The 16,577-nt window shown below is 57.7% G+C and carries 14 protein-coding genes; 3 read left to right on the top strand and 11 right to left on the bottom strand.

The annotated features are described in order from the left end of the window. Positions 1 to 269: 269 nt before the first annotated feature. A complete protein-coding gene (locus tag G7W63_RS18940) occupies positions 270 to 1,580 on the top strand; it encodes an ATP-grasp domain-containing protein (protein ID WP_166262062.1) in 1,311 nt (436 codons plus the stop codon). Between the two features lie 61 nt (positions 1,581 to 1,641). Here the strand turns inward: G7W63_RS18940 and G7W63_RS18935 are convergent, their stop codons facing one another. The 4 genes from G7W63_RS18935 to G7W63_RS18920 all read right to left on the bottom strand — a co-directional run bounded on the left by G7W63_RS18935 (position 1,642) and on the right by G7W63_RS18920 (position 6,975). Further along, entirely contained in the window at positions 1,642 to 2,433 is a 792-nt protein-coding gene (locus tag G7W63_RS18935) for an FkbM family methyltransferase (protein ID WP_166262060.1), read from the bottom strand. Positions 2,434 to 2,542: 109 nt separating this feature from the next. After that, entirely contained in the window at positions 2,543 to 3,085 is a 543-nt protein-coding gene (locus G7W63_RS18930) for a cytochrome b (protein ID WP_166262058.1), read from the bottom strand. Positions 3,086 to 3,321: 236 nt separating this feature from the next. Beyond that, on the bottom strand, positions 3,322 to 4,065 hold the full coding sequence (gene fabG / locus G7W63_RS18925; protein WP_166262056.1) for a 3-oxoacyl-[acyl-carrier-protein] reductase: 744 nt from the start codon (positions 4,063 to 4,065) through the stop codon (positions 3,322 to 3,324). A gap of 282 nt (positions 4,066 to 4,347) precedes the next feature. Beyond that, positions 4,348 to 6,975, bottom strand: a complete 2,628-nt coding sequence (locus G7W63_RS18920) for a sensor domain-containing protein (protein ID WP_166262054.1) — start codon at positions 6,973 to 6,975, stop codon at positions 4,348 to 4,350. A gap of 200 nt (positions 6,976 to 7,175) precedes the next feature. On the opposite strand from G7W63_RS18920, the gene G7W63_RS18915 reads away from it, so the two are divergent. Then, positions 7,176 to 7,964, top strand: coding sequence for an alpha/beta fold hydrolase (locus G7W63_RS18915; protein ID WP_166262052.1), 789 nt, complete (start codon positions 7,176 to 7,178; stop codon positions 7,962 to 7,964). A 3-nt stretch (positions 7,965 to 7,967) separates the two neighbouring features. Here the strand turns inward: G7W63_RS18915 and G7W63_RS18910 are convergent, their stop codons facing one another. Genes G7W63_RS18910 through G7W63_RS18890 form a run of 5 tightly spaced genes read right to left on the bottom strand, consistent with a single transcriptional unit; the run spans position 7,968 to position 13,761 of the window. Beyond that, positions 7,968 to 9,638 carry a long-chain-fatty-acid--CoA ligase gene (locus G7W63_RS18910; protein WP_166262050.1) on the bottom strand — a complete coding sequence of 557 codons (1,671 nt, stop codon included), beginning with the start codon at positions 9,636 to 9,638 and terminating at the stop codon, positions 7,968 to 7,970. Between the two features lie 31 nt (positions 9,639 to 9,669). Beyond that, the gene (locus G7W63_RS18905; protein WP_166262048.1) at positions 9,670 to 10,494 is read right to left on the bottom strand and encodes an HpcH/HpaI aldolase/citrate lyase family protein; all 825 of its coding nucleotides are present in this window, start codon (positions 10,492 to 10,494) and stop codon (positions 9,670 to 9,672) included. Between the two features lie 31 nt (positions 10,495 to 10,525). Next, positions 10,526 to 11,725: a CaiB/BaiF CoA transferase family protein gene (locus G7W63_RS18900; protein WP_166262046.1), complete on the bottom strand. Its 1,200-nt coding sequence runs from the start codon at positions 11,723 to 11,725 to the stop codon at positions 10,526 to 10,528. A 38-nt stretch (positions 11,726 to 11,763) separates the two neighbouring features. Further along, entirely contained in the window at positions 11,764 to 12,912 is a 1,149-nt protein-coding gene (locus G7W63_RS18895; protein WP_207309014.1) for an acyl-CoA dehydrogenase family protein, read from the bottom strand. Between the two features lie 15 nt (positions 12,913 to 12,927). After that, the gene (locus G7W63_RS18890; protein ID WP_166262042.1) at positions 12,928 to 13,761 is read right to left on the bottom strand and encodes an HTD2 family dehydratase; all 834 of its coding nucleotides are present in this window, start codon (positions 13,759 to 13,761) and stop codon (positions 12,928 to 12,930) included. Positions 13,762 to 13,928: 167 nt separating this feature from the next. On the opposite strand from G7W63_RS18890, the gene G7W63_RS18885 reads away from it, so the two are divergent. Then, entirely contained in the window at positions 13,929 to 14,846 is a 918-nt protein-coding gene (locus G7W63_RS18885) for a LysR family transcriptional regulator (RefSeq protein WP_166262040.1), read from the top strand. Between the two features lie 42 nt (positions 14,847 to 14,888). On the opposite strand, the gene G7W63_RS18880 is transcribed toward G7W63_RS18885, so the two are convergent. After that, a complete protein-coding gene (locus G7W63_RS18880; RefSeq protein WP_166262038.1) occupies positions 14,889 to 15,353 on the bottom strand; it encodes a MaoC/PaaZ C-terminal domain-containing protein in 465 nt (154 codons plus the stop codon). A 15-nt stretch (positions 15,354 to 15,368) separates the two neighbouring features. Beyond that, positions 15,369 to 16,571 carry an acetyl-CoA C-acetyltransferase gene (locus tag G7W63_RS18875; RefSeq protein WP_166262036.1) on the bottom strand — a complete coding sequence of 401 codons (1,203 nt, stop codon included), beginning with the start codon at positions 16,569 to 16,571 and terminating at the stop codon, positions 15,369 to 15,371. Positions 16,572 to 16,577 lie beyond the last annotated feature (6 nt).

Raw genomic sequence — 16,577 nt, 5'->3', positions numbered from 1 at the left:
GTTGCTGACTTATGACCTGAAGCGTGTTCTCCGTGGTTAGGGGGACCGCTATTTCAAGCGGCCGGTTCTGGCCCAGGTGGCGAGCAGTGTATACGCCTAGGGGTCATGGCCAGAGGAGGTGCCGGGTCATTGCCACTTAATAACCCGGCAGAAAGGGGGGCGTAAGGTCGCGAGCTCTAGGATTAACGGCGAAGAACATATCGAGCTTGGGAAGTACGTGGCCTTCTGATCAGCGCGTCTGGGCAATATTCAAATGACACGGAGTCACTATGAGCAAGAACATCTTCATACCCGCGCTACTAGAGCAGCAACGTGAGGAACTGAATACGCTACGCCATACTGATGCGCTGTCCTTCCATAATCTGCTGGATGTGAAGTCACTGGTTGAGCCGGATTCGTTCTCTTTCAACCAGCTACTGGACGAGGCCAGGCAGGAGCTGAATCAGAAGGTGGGCGCCAACGGCTGCGTGGACGCTATCATCGCCCATTGGGATTTTCCGACCAGTGTACTGGTACCGATTCTCTGCAAAGAGCATCGGATTCCGTCGCCGTCCCTCGAAAGCGTACTCAAGTGCGAGCACAAGTATTGGAGCCGGCTGGAGCAGCGGAAAGTGATCCCGGAGTTCGTTCCAGAGTTCTGCTCGGTGGATCCGTTCGCTGCCGACCCCCTGGGCCAGGTCACTCTCGATTACCCTTTTTGGCTCAAGCCCGTCAAGGCATTCTCGTCCCAGCTTGGTTTCAAAATCGAGAGTGCAGAGCAGTTCTATGAGGCGATAAAGGAGATACGCGCGGCAATCCACCACTTTGGTGATCCCTTCAATGAAGCACTTGAACACGCCGACCTGCCGCCTGAAATCTGTGATGCCCATGGCAACACCTGTATCGCCGAGCAGATTATCAAGGGCGTTCAGGGCGCCCCCGAGGGCACGGTATTCCAGGGCGAATTCAACGTGCATGGCATATTCGACCAGCCCGCAGACAACGGTTCCGTGTTGTACGACCGGCTGGAATATCCCTCAGGCCTGCCCGAACGGGTGCAGCGTCGTATGATCGACGCCTGTAAACGGTTCCTTGAACATATCGGGTATGACAACGGCTGTTTCAATGCTGAATTCATGTGGGATGAAGACCGCGATCAGCTCTGGCTGCTGGAGTTCAATACCCGCATCTCCCAGTCACACAGCGAGATGTTCATTATGGTCGACGGCATGTCCAATCATGAGGTGGCCATCGATATTGCCCTGGGTCAGCGGCCATCCATGGCTAACCGGCAGGGCCAATTCCCGGTTGCCGCCAAATGTATGATTCCCCATACCCATGAAGATGCGATCGTCAAACGCGTACCCAGCCAGAAGGAACTGGACGAATTGCGGGAGCGTTTTCCCGGCATGGCCGTCATGCTTGATATCGCGCCCGGGGACCGCCTGAGTGATCTGCCGAATCAGGATAGCTACTCCTATCACATCGGTACGGTTTATCTTGGGGCAGACACACACCAGGAGATCAAGGAACGGTATCGTCAGTGTCTTGAAGCGTTGCGGTTTGAGTTCGAGCCGCTGGCGGAAGAAATGGAAGCCTAGAACGCGTCAGCTGTGTGCAGGATTATTCTGACGAACTTTGGCGCCGGCGACAGGACGACTTTTAGTTGGCTGGTGCAGAGTTGCCTGCGAGAGAGTTGGCGAACCGGCAATAGATATCGCCCGATGCTATACCGTCAGCTCCCGCCTCCAGCCATTGCCTGAGTGAGTCTGAATCCCGCCAGGCGGGCCAGATGAAACGCCGTTGCTCGCCGGCTATAACGTTGAACTGGTAATGGCCCAGCCGTGCCAGTTCGTCAAGGCAAGTCTCCGCCTGATCCAGGCTGCCATTCACAAATTCGAAGGACAGGGCCGGCAGCGGTTGGCTGAGCCCTGCAAGCACTTCCACCTCAAAGCCCTCCACATCTATTTTGCAGAAGCTGGGCCGGCCGTATTCTCGTATCAGCTCGTCCAGGGTAGTGACCGTCACTGTGACCGAATCCTGCCAGCGCACATGCCGGAAACCGGGATTGGTGGTGCGCTGGTGTTCGCGCCAGCTACTGTCCAGCGAGGCCACCGTGGGGTTGCGCAGGCTCAGCGCCAGTTCCGCGGTGCCCGGGGCCCGTCCCACCGCCAATGGCAGACAAAGAATTCCGGCCCGATGGCGGGTCAGCCGCTGCAGCCAGCGCAGCAGAACGGGCTGCGGCTCCACGGCAATCACCCGGGCTCCAAGCGCAGCAAAGGCAGAGCTTCGGTCGCCCAGATGAGCCCCGATATCGAAGACCAGATCCCCGGGCCGGACAAATTCACTGTAGAGCCGGCGTAAAGCCGTCTGGCGCCCCGGGCGCCGATAGATAACAAAGGACCGGAGCAGGCCCAGACTGCTGTTCATTCGGTCATTAATGGCAGCAAACATGTCGTCTCCCTTGTTTCTGTACCAAGCCGACGTTCTCCAATGCGATCGCAACCTGGCCCGCATGCTGCCATAAATGAAGTCCTTCTGATTGCAGCCTGACTGGTTTGGTCTAAACCATCCGGCGGACGATACCGTCTTTACGGAGCATATGGCGGAAAGCTGCCCCGATATGGCCGACGATCAGTACAGCCAGGGTTATGGCAAGCCACCCGTGTATGTTGAACAGGAGGTTGGCCAGCTCCTTGTCTTCTGGCACGAACGGCATTGCCGGCAGATGATAACCGCCCAGTGTGACCAGAGCAGGATACGCTGTCACGCCGGCCCAGCCGAACAAGGGTGTCACCACCAGAAATATGTACATTACGAAATGAAGGCTCTTGGCCGCGATTTGCAGCTGTCGCGGCAGGTGATCCGGGTACGGAGGGCTCTTCATCCGGATTTTCACCAGGATCCGCAGAATCATCAACAACAGAACACTAAAGCCAATAGCCTTATGCCAGCTGTAAAGGGTATCAGTCAGGTCCCCCCATATATCAGCCTCTGCCCTTGAAGCCATCCAGAGCCCAATGGGTATCAGCGTCAGGACCATAACCGCCATGACCCAGTGCAGTATCCGCCAGCTCGCGGGATATTTCTGAATCTCCTGCTGCATAACCATCCCTCCATTGAGATTGGCTTTGCGTTGGCCCGGCCTGAGTTATTCCGCGCCAGACATCGCGAACCAGGCTGACCAGCAAACCGTGCTGCAGGTATATGTTCACCGGGACTTCGGGTCGATCAGGGGCGCTATCGGTCAGATAGCAGCAGCGCCCGAGGGAAATCAGAGGGTCGAGACCGTCCCTCCCTGCCGCCATCTGATCCGCCACAGGAAGAGACCTCCTCCTGAAACTACATGTAAACGCCACCGTTGACGTTGATCTGCTGACCGGTGATGTAGTCGCCCTCAGCCGCTATGAATACCACCGCTTTCGCAATTTCCTCAGGCAGGCCAAAGCGCCCCATGGGAACACGTGACATTATCTTCTGGCGGATCTCTTCCGGAACCTGGGCAAGCATTTCAGTCTCGGTAAAGCCGGGCGCTATCGCATTGACGGTGATGTTGTGGCGGGCCATCTCCAGCGCCAGCGTTTTAGTGAATGCTATTATGCCGCCTTTGCTGGCCGCATAATTCGCCTGGCCAAAGTTGCCGGCCTGTCCGACGAAGGACGTGATGTTAACGATGCGGCCATACTTCTGGCCCATCATGATCGGCAGCACCTCTGAACAGGTGGCGTAAACACTCCCCAGGTTGGTGTCGAGGACTTCGGTCCAGTCGGCGTCGGTGAGATTCTTCATGGCTTTGTCGCGGGTAATGCCAGCATTATTGACCAAGATGTCTATATGACCCCATTCACTTTGCACCTTGCGTATCAATTCACGTCCTGCCTCCATCTGCGAAAGATCGGCCTTGATAGTCAAGGCCCGCGAGCCCAGGTTTTCGATTTCCTTGGCAACAGCGTTGGCGTCAGCTTCACGTGACACATAATTGATCGCGACGTCAGCACCGCGTTTGGCAAGCAGAAGGGCAATTTCTCGTCCAATTCCCCTTGAAGCACCAGTGACAATGGCGGTTTTCCCTTTCAGATCCTGCATGGCGCTTTCCTTTGTCAGATAAACCTATTCGGAGGCTCTCCGTTTCCTGGCTGGAAGGTCGAGCCGTTCTGTTGTTATCAGTTGTGGCTGACTTACTTAAAGCTAGCAGAGGGTATGGAAGTGGACAAGAAATGTACTGAGCTGATTTTCGCCCTGGAAAGGCTGCCACAGCTTAAAATAAAGCTCGGTCTCCGACGTGGCCGCCGCCATTGGGTTGTTCGGAAATGCTGCAGGCTTATTGATCAGCTGAAGAAAGTGAGCCAGGGCATGCTCAAAGCACTTCTAGATTACCAGTGTGGCCCAATCCGTTACTAAAAGGCGCTCAAACTTCTCGGGCGGGACGGGTTCCGAGAACAGAAAACCCTGGCCATAATCACAGCCATCGGCGGCCAGTAATTCCATCTGGTCCTGGGTTTCGATGCCTTCAGCGATCACTTTCAGACCCAGTTCGTGGGCCATGACAATGGTCGATCTGGCTATGGCCCTGCTGGTGTCGTTGGTTACCATGTCACGCACGAAGGACCGGTCGATCTTGAGATAGTCGATATCGAATTTCTTGAGATAGGCCAGCGATGAATAACCTGTGCCGAAGTCGTCAAGGGCAACCTGGATTCCGGCGTCACGGTATTCCAGAAGGGTCTGGAACATGTCGGGAGAGGCATCAATCAACATGCTCTCGGTAATCTCCACAGAGATATTATCGCCCGAGAGTCCCGAATCCATCAGGTAGCGCGGCCAGTTGACGTTGCTGGACTTCGACATGAACTGCACCGGTGAGCGGTTGACGCTGATTTCGAAGGTTTCCTGCGCCATCCTGCTCCAGGCCTTTGAGCAGGCTACCGCCTGCTTGAATACCCAGTCTCCGATTTCCTGGATCAGGCCCAACTCCTCGGCCAGAGGGATAAAATCTGCCGGCGCCACCAGTCCCAACGAGGGATGATGCCAGCGTATAAGCGCTTCAGCCTTCACGATACGGCCGCTGGAAAGGTCGATGACAGGCTGGTAGACAACCCTGAACTCGTTTTCAGCCAGCGCCCGGCGCAGGTCCCGCCCTAGGCCCAGGCGTGCCTGGGCCTGCTCCTGCATGGATCGGGTGAAGTACCTGAACTGGTCGCGGCCAGCCTTCTTAGCAAAATACATGGCCTGGTCGGCATTGCGGATGAGTTCAGAAGGCTCGGAGGCGTCCTGGGGAAAGAGCGTGATGCCGATACTGGCCGAAATGTGCACGACATCCTGCCCCACCCGGAACGGCGCCGAAAGTGCCTCTATGATCTTGCAGGCGATCTCTTCTATATGGGCGTGTTCACCAATTGGCGTCAGGATGGTGGTAAATTCGTCGCCACCCAGACGTGCGACCGTATCCGATTCCCGCATGCAGGCACTGATACGCCGGGAAGCATCCGCCAGCAGGAGATCACCGGCATCGTGACCCAACAGGTCATTCACCTCCTTGAAGCGGTCGAGATCGATAAACAGTAAAGCCAGGGAATGGCCGCCACGGCGCGCTTTTTTGGTCGCCTGTTCAAGCCGGTCCCGGAACAGCCGCCGGTTGGGCAGGCCGGTCAGGGCATCAAAGTTTGCCTGGAGCCAGATTTTCCGCTCCGACTGTTTGCTCTCTGAAATATCGATATTGGTGCCGATGACCCGGGTTGGCCTGCCGGCAAGGTCGCGCCCTACAACCGCTCCACGGGCCAGAACCCACATCCAGCCTCCGTCCTGGCGTCGTATACGGTACTCGCTGGAGAACGTCTGGCTCTCAGCCCGAATCAGCTGATCCAGATCCTTGAGCACCCTTTTCAGATCTTTCGGGTAGACCATACGCTGCCAAGCATCGAACGACTCTTCAACTTCATCTTTCGAGTAACCCAGCATATCCCTCCAGGTATGGGAAAACCTGACGTCACGGGTTTGCGGGTTCCACTCCCACATGCCGCCGCCGGAAGCTTCCAGGGCAAGCTTCCAGCGTTCCTCGCTGGCCCGCAGTTCAGCTTCCATGAGTCGCTTTTCGGTAATATCGTTGCCCTGCCCGCAGATCCCGACCACGGTGCCACTGGCGTCGACAATAGGCTGGTAAACAATGTCGACGATGCGCTCGGAAGGCGGCTGGAACGGCAGTTGTCGGAACACCACCGGTATGGCGCTGCCGACGTAAGGCTGGCCAGTGCGGTACACCTCATTATGAAGTTCGTAAAAACCCTGGCCGGCAATATCCGGAAAGGCTTCCTCTACAGATTTGCCGATCACTTCCCGCCAGCCCGTCAGTTCATGAAAGGCCTCGTTCGCCTGAACGACAACGTGCTGCTCACCCTCGGTGAAGTACACGAAACCAGGGGCGCGCTCAAACAGATGACGCAACCGTTCGCGCTCCTCCTCCAGTGCCTCCTTCACCTGCTGCAGCGCCTGGGTCCGGGTAAACATATTGGCTTCGGCCAGCTGCTTTTCAGGTTCGGTTGACTCCGGCAAGCCCTCCATCCTGACCAGATCAGTCACATCCATACTGCTGTGGGAGATGCCGGCTAAGTTGCCCGCCCGGTCATAGAAGGGAGTGTTGACGACGCTCCAGAACCTCTCTTCAAAATATTCCGTGCCGTCCGGATTCTTTATAGGGATAGGGTACCGCTGCAACGCCAGGGTGTCGGGCTCGCCCGTGGCAACCACCCGGGCCAGAGACTTACGCAGAGCCGCCACACCCGTATCCTCGGGATCACCTGGATTTTCCGGAAAAACATCGAATATTGACCGCCCGACCAGGTCTCTCCATTGCCGGCCCGCAGACTTCAGAAACGTTCTGTTGACATCGAGAATGATGAAGTCCATGGACAGCACGACGTCGCCTATCGGCGCGGTTTCGAAAATGGCTTTGTAGGCTGTCTCTGAGAGCGAGGGCATGGGAGGCAACTGCTTGATCAATTTATTTCCAACGATAACTCATTTTCAACGCAAATCCTCGAAATCCGGGCAAGGCACTTCTCAGACATCCTAAAATGCCAGTCCATCCTGCAATCTCTACGAAGTTAAACATGGCTTTTAGCAAGCCGAAGTCTCAATCTGCAGAAACATCTCTGCAATGTAACCTACTATAGGTAGGGAATCCGAGGTGAGGAGAGTACGTGGCATTTCTGAAACACTGCGGTCGTACAGTCTGCTACCGGCTGCTTGGAATCAACACTAGGCCACTGCTGGTCATGGCCCATCCCCTGGGCATGACCCAGGGCGTATGGGACGACATGTTGCCGGCTCTGCTGGGGAAGTTCCGGGTGCTGACCTGGGACCTGCCAGGGCACGGCGCCAGCTCAGCCTGGACAGATGACTCCTGCCAGATCACCGCGGAGGATCTGGCCACGGAGGCCCTTGCACTGGCAGCGATCGCTGGGGAGGAGGCCTTTCATTTTGTCGGCACATCGATTGGCGGTGTGATTGGCCAGCAACTTGTCAGCCAGCATCCAACCAGACTGATCTCCGCCACGCTCACCAACACCGGTGCCGTTATTGGCACAGCAGAGGCCTGGAATACCCGCTCGGAGAGAGTAATGACGCTTGGCCTGGCCACCATGGCGGCTGAGATCGTGCCACGCTGGTTCGGTCCTGGCATTTGCGATCAGCAGCCGGCTCTGGTGGAGGGCTGGCGCACTAGCATGGGGCGCGGCGACGCCCGGAGTTATGCGCTGCTATGCGAAATGCTGGCGACGTGCGACTTCCGGGCAACGCTGGGAAACCTCAGCACCCCGCTGCTGCTCATAGGGGGCACGGACGATATCGCTACGCCGCCCGTCCTGCTGGAAGAGCTGGCACGGCTCTGCGGAGCCTCCGCACCCCTCATTCTTCCCCAGACCGGCCATGTCCCCGCGGTGGAGTGTCCTAACAGATTCAATGAGATTCTGGTTGCTCACCTGACTTGAACACTACTCTCGGAAACGCTTCCGCGCCTGTTGTTGCAGTTCCAGCCACATGATTTTACCCGACGCGGATTTGGGCAGTTGGTCCACGAGTTCGACCGCGGTCGGTACCTTGTAAGCGGCCATCTTCTGCTTACACCAGGCCAGGATGTCTTCGCCGCTCACGGCGCTGCTGGCGTCTGCTTTCAATACCACCAGCGCATTGGCCGTTTCTCCTCTTTTCTCATCAGGCACGCCAATCACGCAGGCTTCCTGAATGTCAGGGTGCCCGTACATGATGCTTTCTACTTCCGCCGGCCAGACCTTGAAGCCCGAAGCGTTGATCATCCGTTTGAGGCGGTCGACCATGAAAATATAGCCTTCCACATCCATGTAGCCGAGATCACCCGTCCTGAGGAAACGCTTGCCATCCCGTTCCAGAAAAGTCTTGGCGTTAGCCTCCGGGTTACCCCAGTACTCCAGCATCACCTGCGGACCGTGGAGGATAATTTCCCCCGTTTCGCCTTCAGGCATCTCCTCCAGGATTGCCGGATCAACGATCCGCGCATCGACACCGAAACTGGCGATGCCTAGGCATTGCCGCTTACCACGCTCAACGGGATTGCCGAGGATAAAGGCCGCGGTTTCAGTCAGCCCGTAAGCTTCGTTGTAGGAGATGCCGAACTCCTCCTTGAGCTTGCGCGAAATCGCTTCGGGCATGGCGGCACCACCGCCCATTAGCCGGAACAGACTGGAAATGTCATGATCGCCCAGGGCGGGATTGGAGAAGAAATCGACAATCATCGACGGCGGCGCGCTCCACATATTCACCCGGTAGCGCTCGACCAGCAGCAGGGCTGCTTCACGGTCCCAGCGTTGCATGACGATCACAGTGGAGCCGTTATAGATCGGGACATTCATGCCGCCCTGCATGCCAAGAAAATGAAACAGGGGCGCAATTGCGAGGCACGAGAAGGCAGGCGAACCACCTCGCCATACGGTGGATGCAGCAACCGAGGCCATCACGGTGACATGGCTATGCACGCAGCCTTTCGGCTGGCCCGTGGTCCCAGAGGTGTAGGCAATTACGCTGAGGTCATCGCATTTGCCATCGAAGGCTGCCGGAGCCAGCTCACGCGCCAGCGCATCCTGCCAGAGGGTGAGCTTCGTATCACCAAGGGCCAGCCTCGGCGCACTCACCGCAGCAGGCACCTGCATATCCAATCGGGTGGGCAGATAGTCCGAATAGGCATGCAGAATGAGATGATCAATATCCCCTGCGTTCAGCAGCGGGCAGGCGTACTCGTTCAGCTCCTGGGCTGCAAGCAGTGTTCTGGCGCCGCTGTCAGCTACGCAGTACCGTAGTTCGTCTTCCAGGTTCATTGGATTGACCGGCACCACCACCGCCTGGGCCCGCAGGATTGCGTAGTAACCGATCATGAACTGGGGGCAATTCTGGGAATAGAGCGCTACCCGGTCGCCGGGTTTGACGCCGCATGCCTGTTGCAGGTAGCCCGCCATCGACTCGACCTGTTCAAGAAATTCACCGTAGGTCAGCGTGAACCCGTAAAACACGATGGCAGGCTTGGACGGATACCGTTTGGCCGCAACTTCGAGATTGTAATAGAGACTGGTTTTCGGTACGTCGAGCGTCTCAGGCAGCCCTTTGGGCCAGTACTTGCCGGATCCGGAAGTCATATCAGTGCTCCTGTCAGCCATTCATGGAATGCTAATGGTGATCCTCAGACCGTTCGATAATGGTTCTTGCCATCGCGATCACCGGGGCATCCACCATCTGGCCGTCAACCTTGAACGCCCCCTCGCCGGATTCCGCTGCCGCGAGAACCTTCAGTGCCCACTCCACCTGCTCCGCGTCGGGTGCAAAGCCGGACTGAACCGGGCTGAGCTGCTTGGGGTGTATGCACAACATTCCGGAGAACCCCATATTACGTGCCCTGCGGGCGCGAGCGAGAACCGCCTGATAATCGTCAAAAACCGGGAACACCGTATCAATGGGGGGCAATAGCGCGGCGACCCGCGAGCTTACCAGTATCTGATACCGGCACTGATCCAGTATAGTCTCGGCGCCGGCGGTGTTGCCTTCAATGCCCAGGTCCTCGCTGAGATCGAGCCCTCCGTAGCTCAACCGGTATACTGCGGGTGAGGCCGCGATGTCGTGGATGGCGACCAGACCTCTGGCCGTCTCGATCAGTGGCATAACAGGCTTTCCTGTTTCTGCGACGATTGAAATGTCTTCTGCCGACTCCGCTCTGGGCAACATGATGCCGATGACCTTATCGTGCCGGTTGCAAAGCGCCAGATCTTCATCAAAAAATGCCGTGCCACGGGCATTGATCCGAACGTAAATGCCGGCGCCCTCGTGCAGATTTAGAAAATCTTCCAGGGCTTGCCGTGCCGCTTCCTTGGCACTTTCGTGCACCGAATCCTCCAGATCCACAATGACTGCGCCAGCGCCGCTGGCCAGAGCTTTTGCTATCCGTTCCGGTCTCAAAGCCGGCACAAATAACATGGTTTTAAGATTATCCCTGGTCATTGTCAGTCACCCGCTATGGACATTTGGCTGGTCATATCACACCAGCATGCTCAAACTGCTCAATCTGTTCTCCGCTGTAACCCAGGGTCTGCAGTATCGGGCGGGTGTGTTCCCCCACCGCAGGTACCGCCGATGCCGCCTGTGGGAACCAGAGCCCGGGGGACTTCAGCGCTGGCACCTCGCCTGCGGGTGTCAGCACGTCAAACCATCGGTCCCGTGCGCTCAACTGGGGATGGGCCCAGACCTGCCCCATCTCATTCACGGCGGCATTGGCAATGCCGGCGGCATCAAGGCGGCGGGTGACCTCCGCCAGGGCGAGTCGCGAAAACACATCCCGGATCAGACCATCAAGCTCAACACGGTTGGCCGACCGCAGGGGATTGGTCGCAAATCGAGGGTCCTCCACCAGCTCGGGCATTGCCATCACCAGCTCACAAAATCCCCGCCACTCCCTGTCATTCTGCAGCCCCAGCATGACGGTGTTTCCGTCCCCGACGGGAAAGGGTCCGTACGGGTAGATCGTGGAATGGGAGGCACCGGCCCGCTCCGGTGATGGCGCTTCTTTATAGCTGTAGTACATGGGATAGCCCATCCACTCGACCAGAGATTCCAACATGGAAATATCGATATGGCTGCCCTCCCCGGTCTGGCCACGCAACAGCAAAGCCGAGAGGATATTGCTCTGGGCATAGGTACCGGCGGCGATGTCAGCCACCGAACAGCCCGCCTTTGCCATGCCGTCCGGCTCGGGCGTACCCGTAACCGAAAGAAAGCCGCTTTCGCTCTGAATCATCAGATCGTAGGCCTTCTTGTCCTGATACGGACCGCCCTGACCGTAGCCCGAGATATCACAGACCGTGAGCCGCGGATATCGCGGATGCAGGTCTGCAAACGAAAGGCTCATCCGGGCTGTCGCTCCCGGTGCCAGGTTCTGCACCAGAACATCGGCCTCTGCGAGCAATTGGTGCAGAATGGCCATGCCCTCGCCCGTTTTCAGATCCAGTGTCAGGCTCTCCTTGGAACGGTTGACCCAGACGAAATGCGAAGACAGACCATTCACACGCTCATCGTACAGGCGCGCAAAATCGCCTTGCCCGGGCCGCTCAATCTTGATCACGCGGGCGCCCTGCTCGGCGAGGTTACGGGTACACAGGGGGGCGGCCACGGCCTGCTCCAGGGCGATAACCGTTATGCCCGCCAGCGGCAGGGGGCTGTTCTTGCTGTGGTTCACGAACGTTCCTCAGCTTTTCTGGTGTGGCTATAAGAGGCTTAAAACGAGCGTGGCAATTCCAGTAGATGCTCAGCCACATAGGACAGAATCAGGTTGGTGGATATCGGCGCCACCTGATACAACCGGGTTTCACGAAACTTGCGCTCGACATCGTATTCGGTGGCAAACCCGAAGCCACCGTGGGTCTGCAGGCAGACGTTAGCGGCCTCCCAGGAAGCTTCCGCCGCCAGGTACTTCGCCATATTGGCGCTGGCACCGGCGTTCTGGCCGCTGTCGTATTCCTCGCAGGCACGCCAGCGCATCAGATCGGCCGCTTCCACGTTGATGTGCGCCTTGGCGATGGGGAACTGGATGCCCTGGTTCTTACCGATCGGTCGGCCAAACACTTCCCTATCGCAGGCGTATTTGCGGGCCTTGTCGATAAACCAGCGGCCGTCGCCAATGCACTCAGCGGCAATCAGGGCACGCTCGGCATTCAGACCATCAAGAATGTAACGGAAACCCTTACCTTCCTCACCGATCAGGCTGTCGGCAGGAATTTCGAGGTTGTCGAAGAACAGCTCGTTGGTTTCGTGATTTACCATGTTGGCAATGGGCTGAACCGTTAGACCGTTACCGATGGCCTGGTGCAGGTCAACGATAAAAATCGACATGCCCTCTGCTTTACGCTTTACCTCCGCCAGCGGCGTGGTTCGGGCCAGCAGGATCATCAGGTCCGAGTGCTGAACCCGGGAGATCCACACTTTCTGACCGTTGACCACATACTTGTCGCCTCGGCGCTCAGCGGTCGTTTTTATCTTGGTGGTATCGGTTCCGGTTGTCGGTTCAGTCACTGCCATCGACTGCAATCGCAGATCTCCGGCGGCAATTCGGGGCAGGTAATTCTGCTTCTGTTCTTCGCTGCCATGTCGCAGCAGGGTAAACATGTTGTACATCTGGCCATGCACCGTTCCCGAGTTACCGCCGGCAAGGTTGACCTCCTCCAGAATAACCGAGGCTTCCGAGACGCCCAGCCCCGAACCGCCATATTCCTCGGGGATCATCGCGGCCAGCCAGCCTGCACGGGTCATGGCTTCAACGAATTCTTCCGGAAAGGCTTTCCGTTCGTCCACCCCCCGCCAATAGGCCGCATCAAACTCTGCACAGAGGCCACGTACGCCCTCGCGGATGTCCTCATACTTCTTCATGGATGGACTGGTCATCTATCGGTTCTCCTCGAATTCAATTTCTGCCTCATGGGCCGGGCCACCTGCATTGGCAGCCCAGAGCAGGGCTTTGCCCTCGCCGCTGATCCGTCCCTCCACCCTGAACAGCTTATTCACCGTCAGGGGCCTCAAGCCTCTATATGACAGGCGCACCAGTGTGCGGTCCGGATTTGCCTCCATAAAGGCCTGCACCATAAGCGTCGCGATCAGCGGGCCCTGAACTACCAGGTCCGGGTAACCTTCCACCTCCGTGGCATAGGGATGATCGTAATGAATGCGGTGGCCGTTAAAGGTTACGGCGGAATAGCGGAACAGGAGCAGTGGCGAAGGTGTGATGCTGACACTCCATTGGGCTTCCTCCACTGGCTTGTCCAGTGACAGTTTGGGGGCCGACGGCGTTTTATAGACGATATCCTGCTCTTCACTCAGGCAGAGCTCGCCGCCCTGGCGATAAAGGTGCTCTACGGTCACGAACAGCAGTTTGCCGGCACGACCGGTTTTTTCAGTAACGGATTTGATCCGGGACTGCCGCTCGGCGTCCCGACCGGTTACCAGTGGCTTATGAAACTCAACCCGGCCACCAGCCCACATACGTGTGTTGCCGTCAGACTCCGGCAGGAAATCACCGGGTGCTATGTGGCCATCCGGCCCGGTTCCGGAGGGAGGCACCGGTATCTGGAAAAAGGCCCAGTGCCAGAGCGGGGCCAGCGGCTCCCCATGATGAGCAAAAGGCCGTGCCAGCATGGCGGCAATCCGGTTGGCAAGAGCGCTATCAAGGGCGTCCGTGCAGGACTCCTGTTTGCCAATCCAGTCCTCAGCTGGTTTCGCCATGACGCTGCCTCTATCAATAGGTATTCTAGGTTTTTAATTTTTATGAGAATGCAGGTATATCAGAGACGAGGGAATTCGATTTTCCTCAAGGGTGCGTTTGGTTTCCATGAACACCCCCGTGGTTTAGACTGACAGTCCCCTGGTTAGCATGCTGCCGATACCCCACTATGCATTTTGATCTTCCCGATCTACGTCTTTTTATCCATGTAGCTGAAGCCAGCAGTCTGACCGCCGGCGCCCGTAGGGCCAGCCTGTCAACCGCTGCTGCCAGCATGCGCATCAAAGCTCTTGAAGGCCAGCTTGGTAGCCGCCTGTTCTACCGGGACAGCCAGGGAGTCGAGTTGACGCCCGCAGGCCACGACCTATTGGTGCATGCCCGGGCCATCATGCGTCAGGTGGACTACATCAAGGATGAGTTCTCCCAATACGCTCAGGGCCAATCCGGCCACATCCGCATTTTCGCCAACACCACCGCCGTGAGCGATTTCATGCCGGATGTGTTGGCACGGTTTCTTGTGTCGCGACCGGGTGTGACCGTTGACCTTCAGGAGCGACTCACCAACGACATCGTGCGGGGCGTGATAGACGGCTCCACCGACCTTGGCGTGGTCGCCGGGCCGGTGACGGCGAAGAAGCTGGAAATCATTCCGTTCAACGTTGACCGGCTGGTGGTTGTCACACCGATCGACCATGTTCTGGCCGGGCGTAAAAGCATCAGCTTCCAGGAAACCCTTGGTTACCCACACATCGGCCTGCGCGAAGGCAGTACCCTGTTCAATTTCCTGCGGGGGCAGGCTAGCGAAATCAATGCACAACTGCAGATGCGAATACAGGTTTTCGGGTTTGAGTCGGCCTGCCGGATGGTGAGCCGTGGCGTGGGGATCGGCATTCTGCCCCGCTCCATCGCGCACCGCTACGCGAAGTTCATGGATATTGCGATTATTGAGCTTGAAGATAGCTGGGCCGAACGGGAACGTAGCCTGATCGTCAGGGAACTGGACGCTTTACCGACCTGTGGCAAGGAGCTGGTGGAGGAAATCCGCGCCGAGGCCTGCCTGACCAAAGCCCCAGTGAGCGCTGGCTAACGCCGGAACCCTGGGGTTCTGTCTGGGCCTGTCCGGCTCAGCCTAACTCTCGACGATTCCACTTCGCTTGAGAATGAGCATGTCCGAAACACCGTCCTGAACCACCTCGTCATGCTGGTTGACCAGCTGCAACCGCCGGTTGACCCGCCCCACGCGCTTGCTGGTTCCCGCCTCGAAATCGAGGATCGACAGCTTCAACCGCAGGGTCATGCCGATCGTAATGGGTTTGACGAACTTCCAGTCGCTGATGGACATCATAGCCACCGCGGACTTCTCGAAAACCCCCAGGGTATGCATCATGCCGGTCGCAATGGCAATTCCGTACGCGCCGTGGACCAGACGCTCCCCGTAGCGGGTTTTGCTGGCAAATTCCTGATCACAGTGAACCGGGTTCCAGTCCCCGGACAGCATGGAAAACATGGTCATGTCCGTTTCCGTAACGGTTCTGCCGGTGCTCTCGAACACTTCGCCTGTTTTCAGGTCTTCAAAATATAACGAGTTATCCATAAGGTCCCCGGCGCATCAAGCGCGTTCAAAAATTGCAGCGACACCCTGCCCGCCACCGACGCACATGGTTTCCAGCCCGTAACGGCAGTCCCTTCTTTTCATCTCATGCAGAAGACTGGTCATGATGCGGACACCGGTTGCGCCAATGGGATGGCCAAGAGAAATCCCCGAACCGTTAACGTTGAGGCGGTCATGGTCATCCCAGCCCCACTCTTTGAGCACTGACAGCACCTGGCAGGCAAACGCTTCGTTCAGCTCCACCAGATCCATATCGTTGAAACCGAGCCCGGTGTTGCGGAAAAGCTTCTCGACGGCCGGCACCGGACCAATACCCATGATCCCGGGATGACAGCCTACCGAGGCCCAACCCACCATGAAGGCCATCGGATCAAGATTCAGTTCCGCCAGTTTGTCTTCTGAAACCACCAGACAGGCCGCCGCCGCATCGCTTTGCTGGCTGGCATTACCCGCTGTTACGGTGCCGCCTTTGATAATGGGGTTCAGTTTTGCGAGTGATTCCATGGTCGTTTCGGGACGGATACCCTCATCCCGCAGGAACGGGAGTGGCTCCGCCTTGCGCTGGGGAATGTCGAGCTGAACGACTTCGTCATCAAAGCGCCCCTCATCCCAAGCTGTCGCTGCCCGCTGATGACTGCGCATGGCATAGGCATCCGCCTCGTCGCGGGAAATGCTGTATTTTTTTGCCAGATTCTCCGCTGTCTCGATCATGCCGGAGATGTAGCCGAAACGGCCCTCGGGCTGGGAGCGTTCGCGGCCACGATCCAATCGGTCATGCAGGGTGGAAGAGCCAGCCTTCTTGCCCCAGCGCATGTCGGTGGAGTAGTACTCAATGTTGCTCATGCTCTCGACGCCACCTGCCACGACCACATCGCAGGCTCCGGACTCGACCATCATCACCGCGTTAATAACGGCCTGTAGGCCACCGCCGCAGCGACGGTCCAGCTGCATGCCCGGCACATGGTTCGGTAACCCCGCCTGCAAGGCGGCCCAGCGGCCCACACAGGGAACTTCGCTGTTGGCGTAGGACTGCGCCACTACCACGTCTTCAATCAGGGCCGGATCAATCCCGGCTCGCCTGATGGTTTCCCTGACCACCGTCGCAATCAGATCTTCAACCGCTACCGGTCTTAACGCTTTGCCAAACGCGCCGACTCCGGTGCGTACAGGCGTCACTATGGCTGCTCGTCGCTGTTTCATGATGTC

This window comes from Marinobacter salicampi (genome assembly GCF_011074795.1).
GTDB lineage: Bacteria > Pseudomonadota > Gammaproteobacteria > Pseudomonadales > Oleiphilaceae > Marinobacter > Marinobacter salicampi.
Note: the sequence above shows the minus strand (reverse complement) of the source record. Positions and strands in the feature narration are given on the sequence as shown.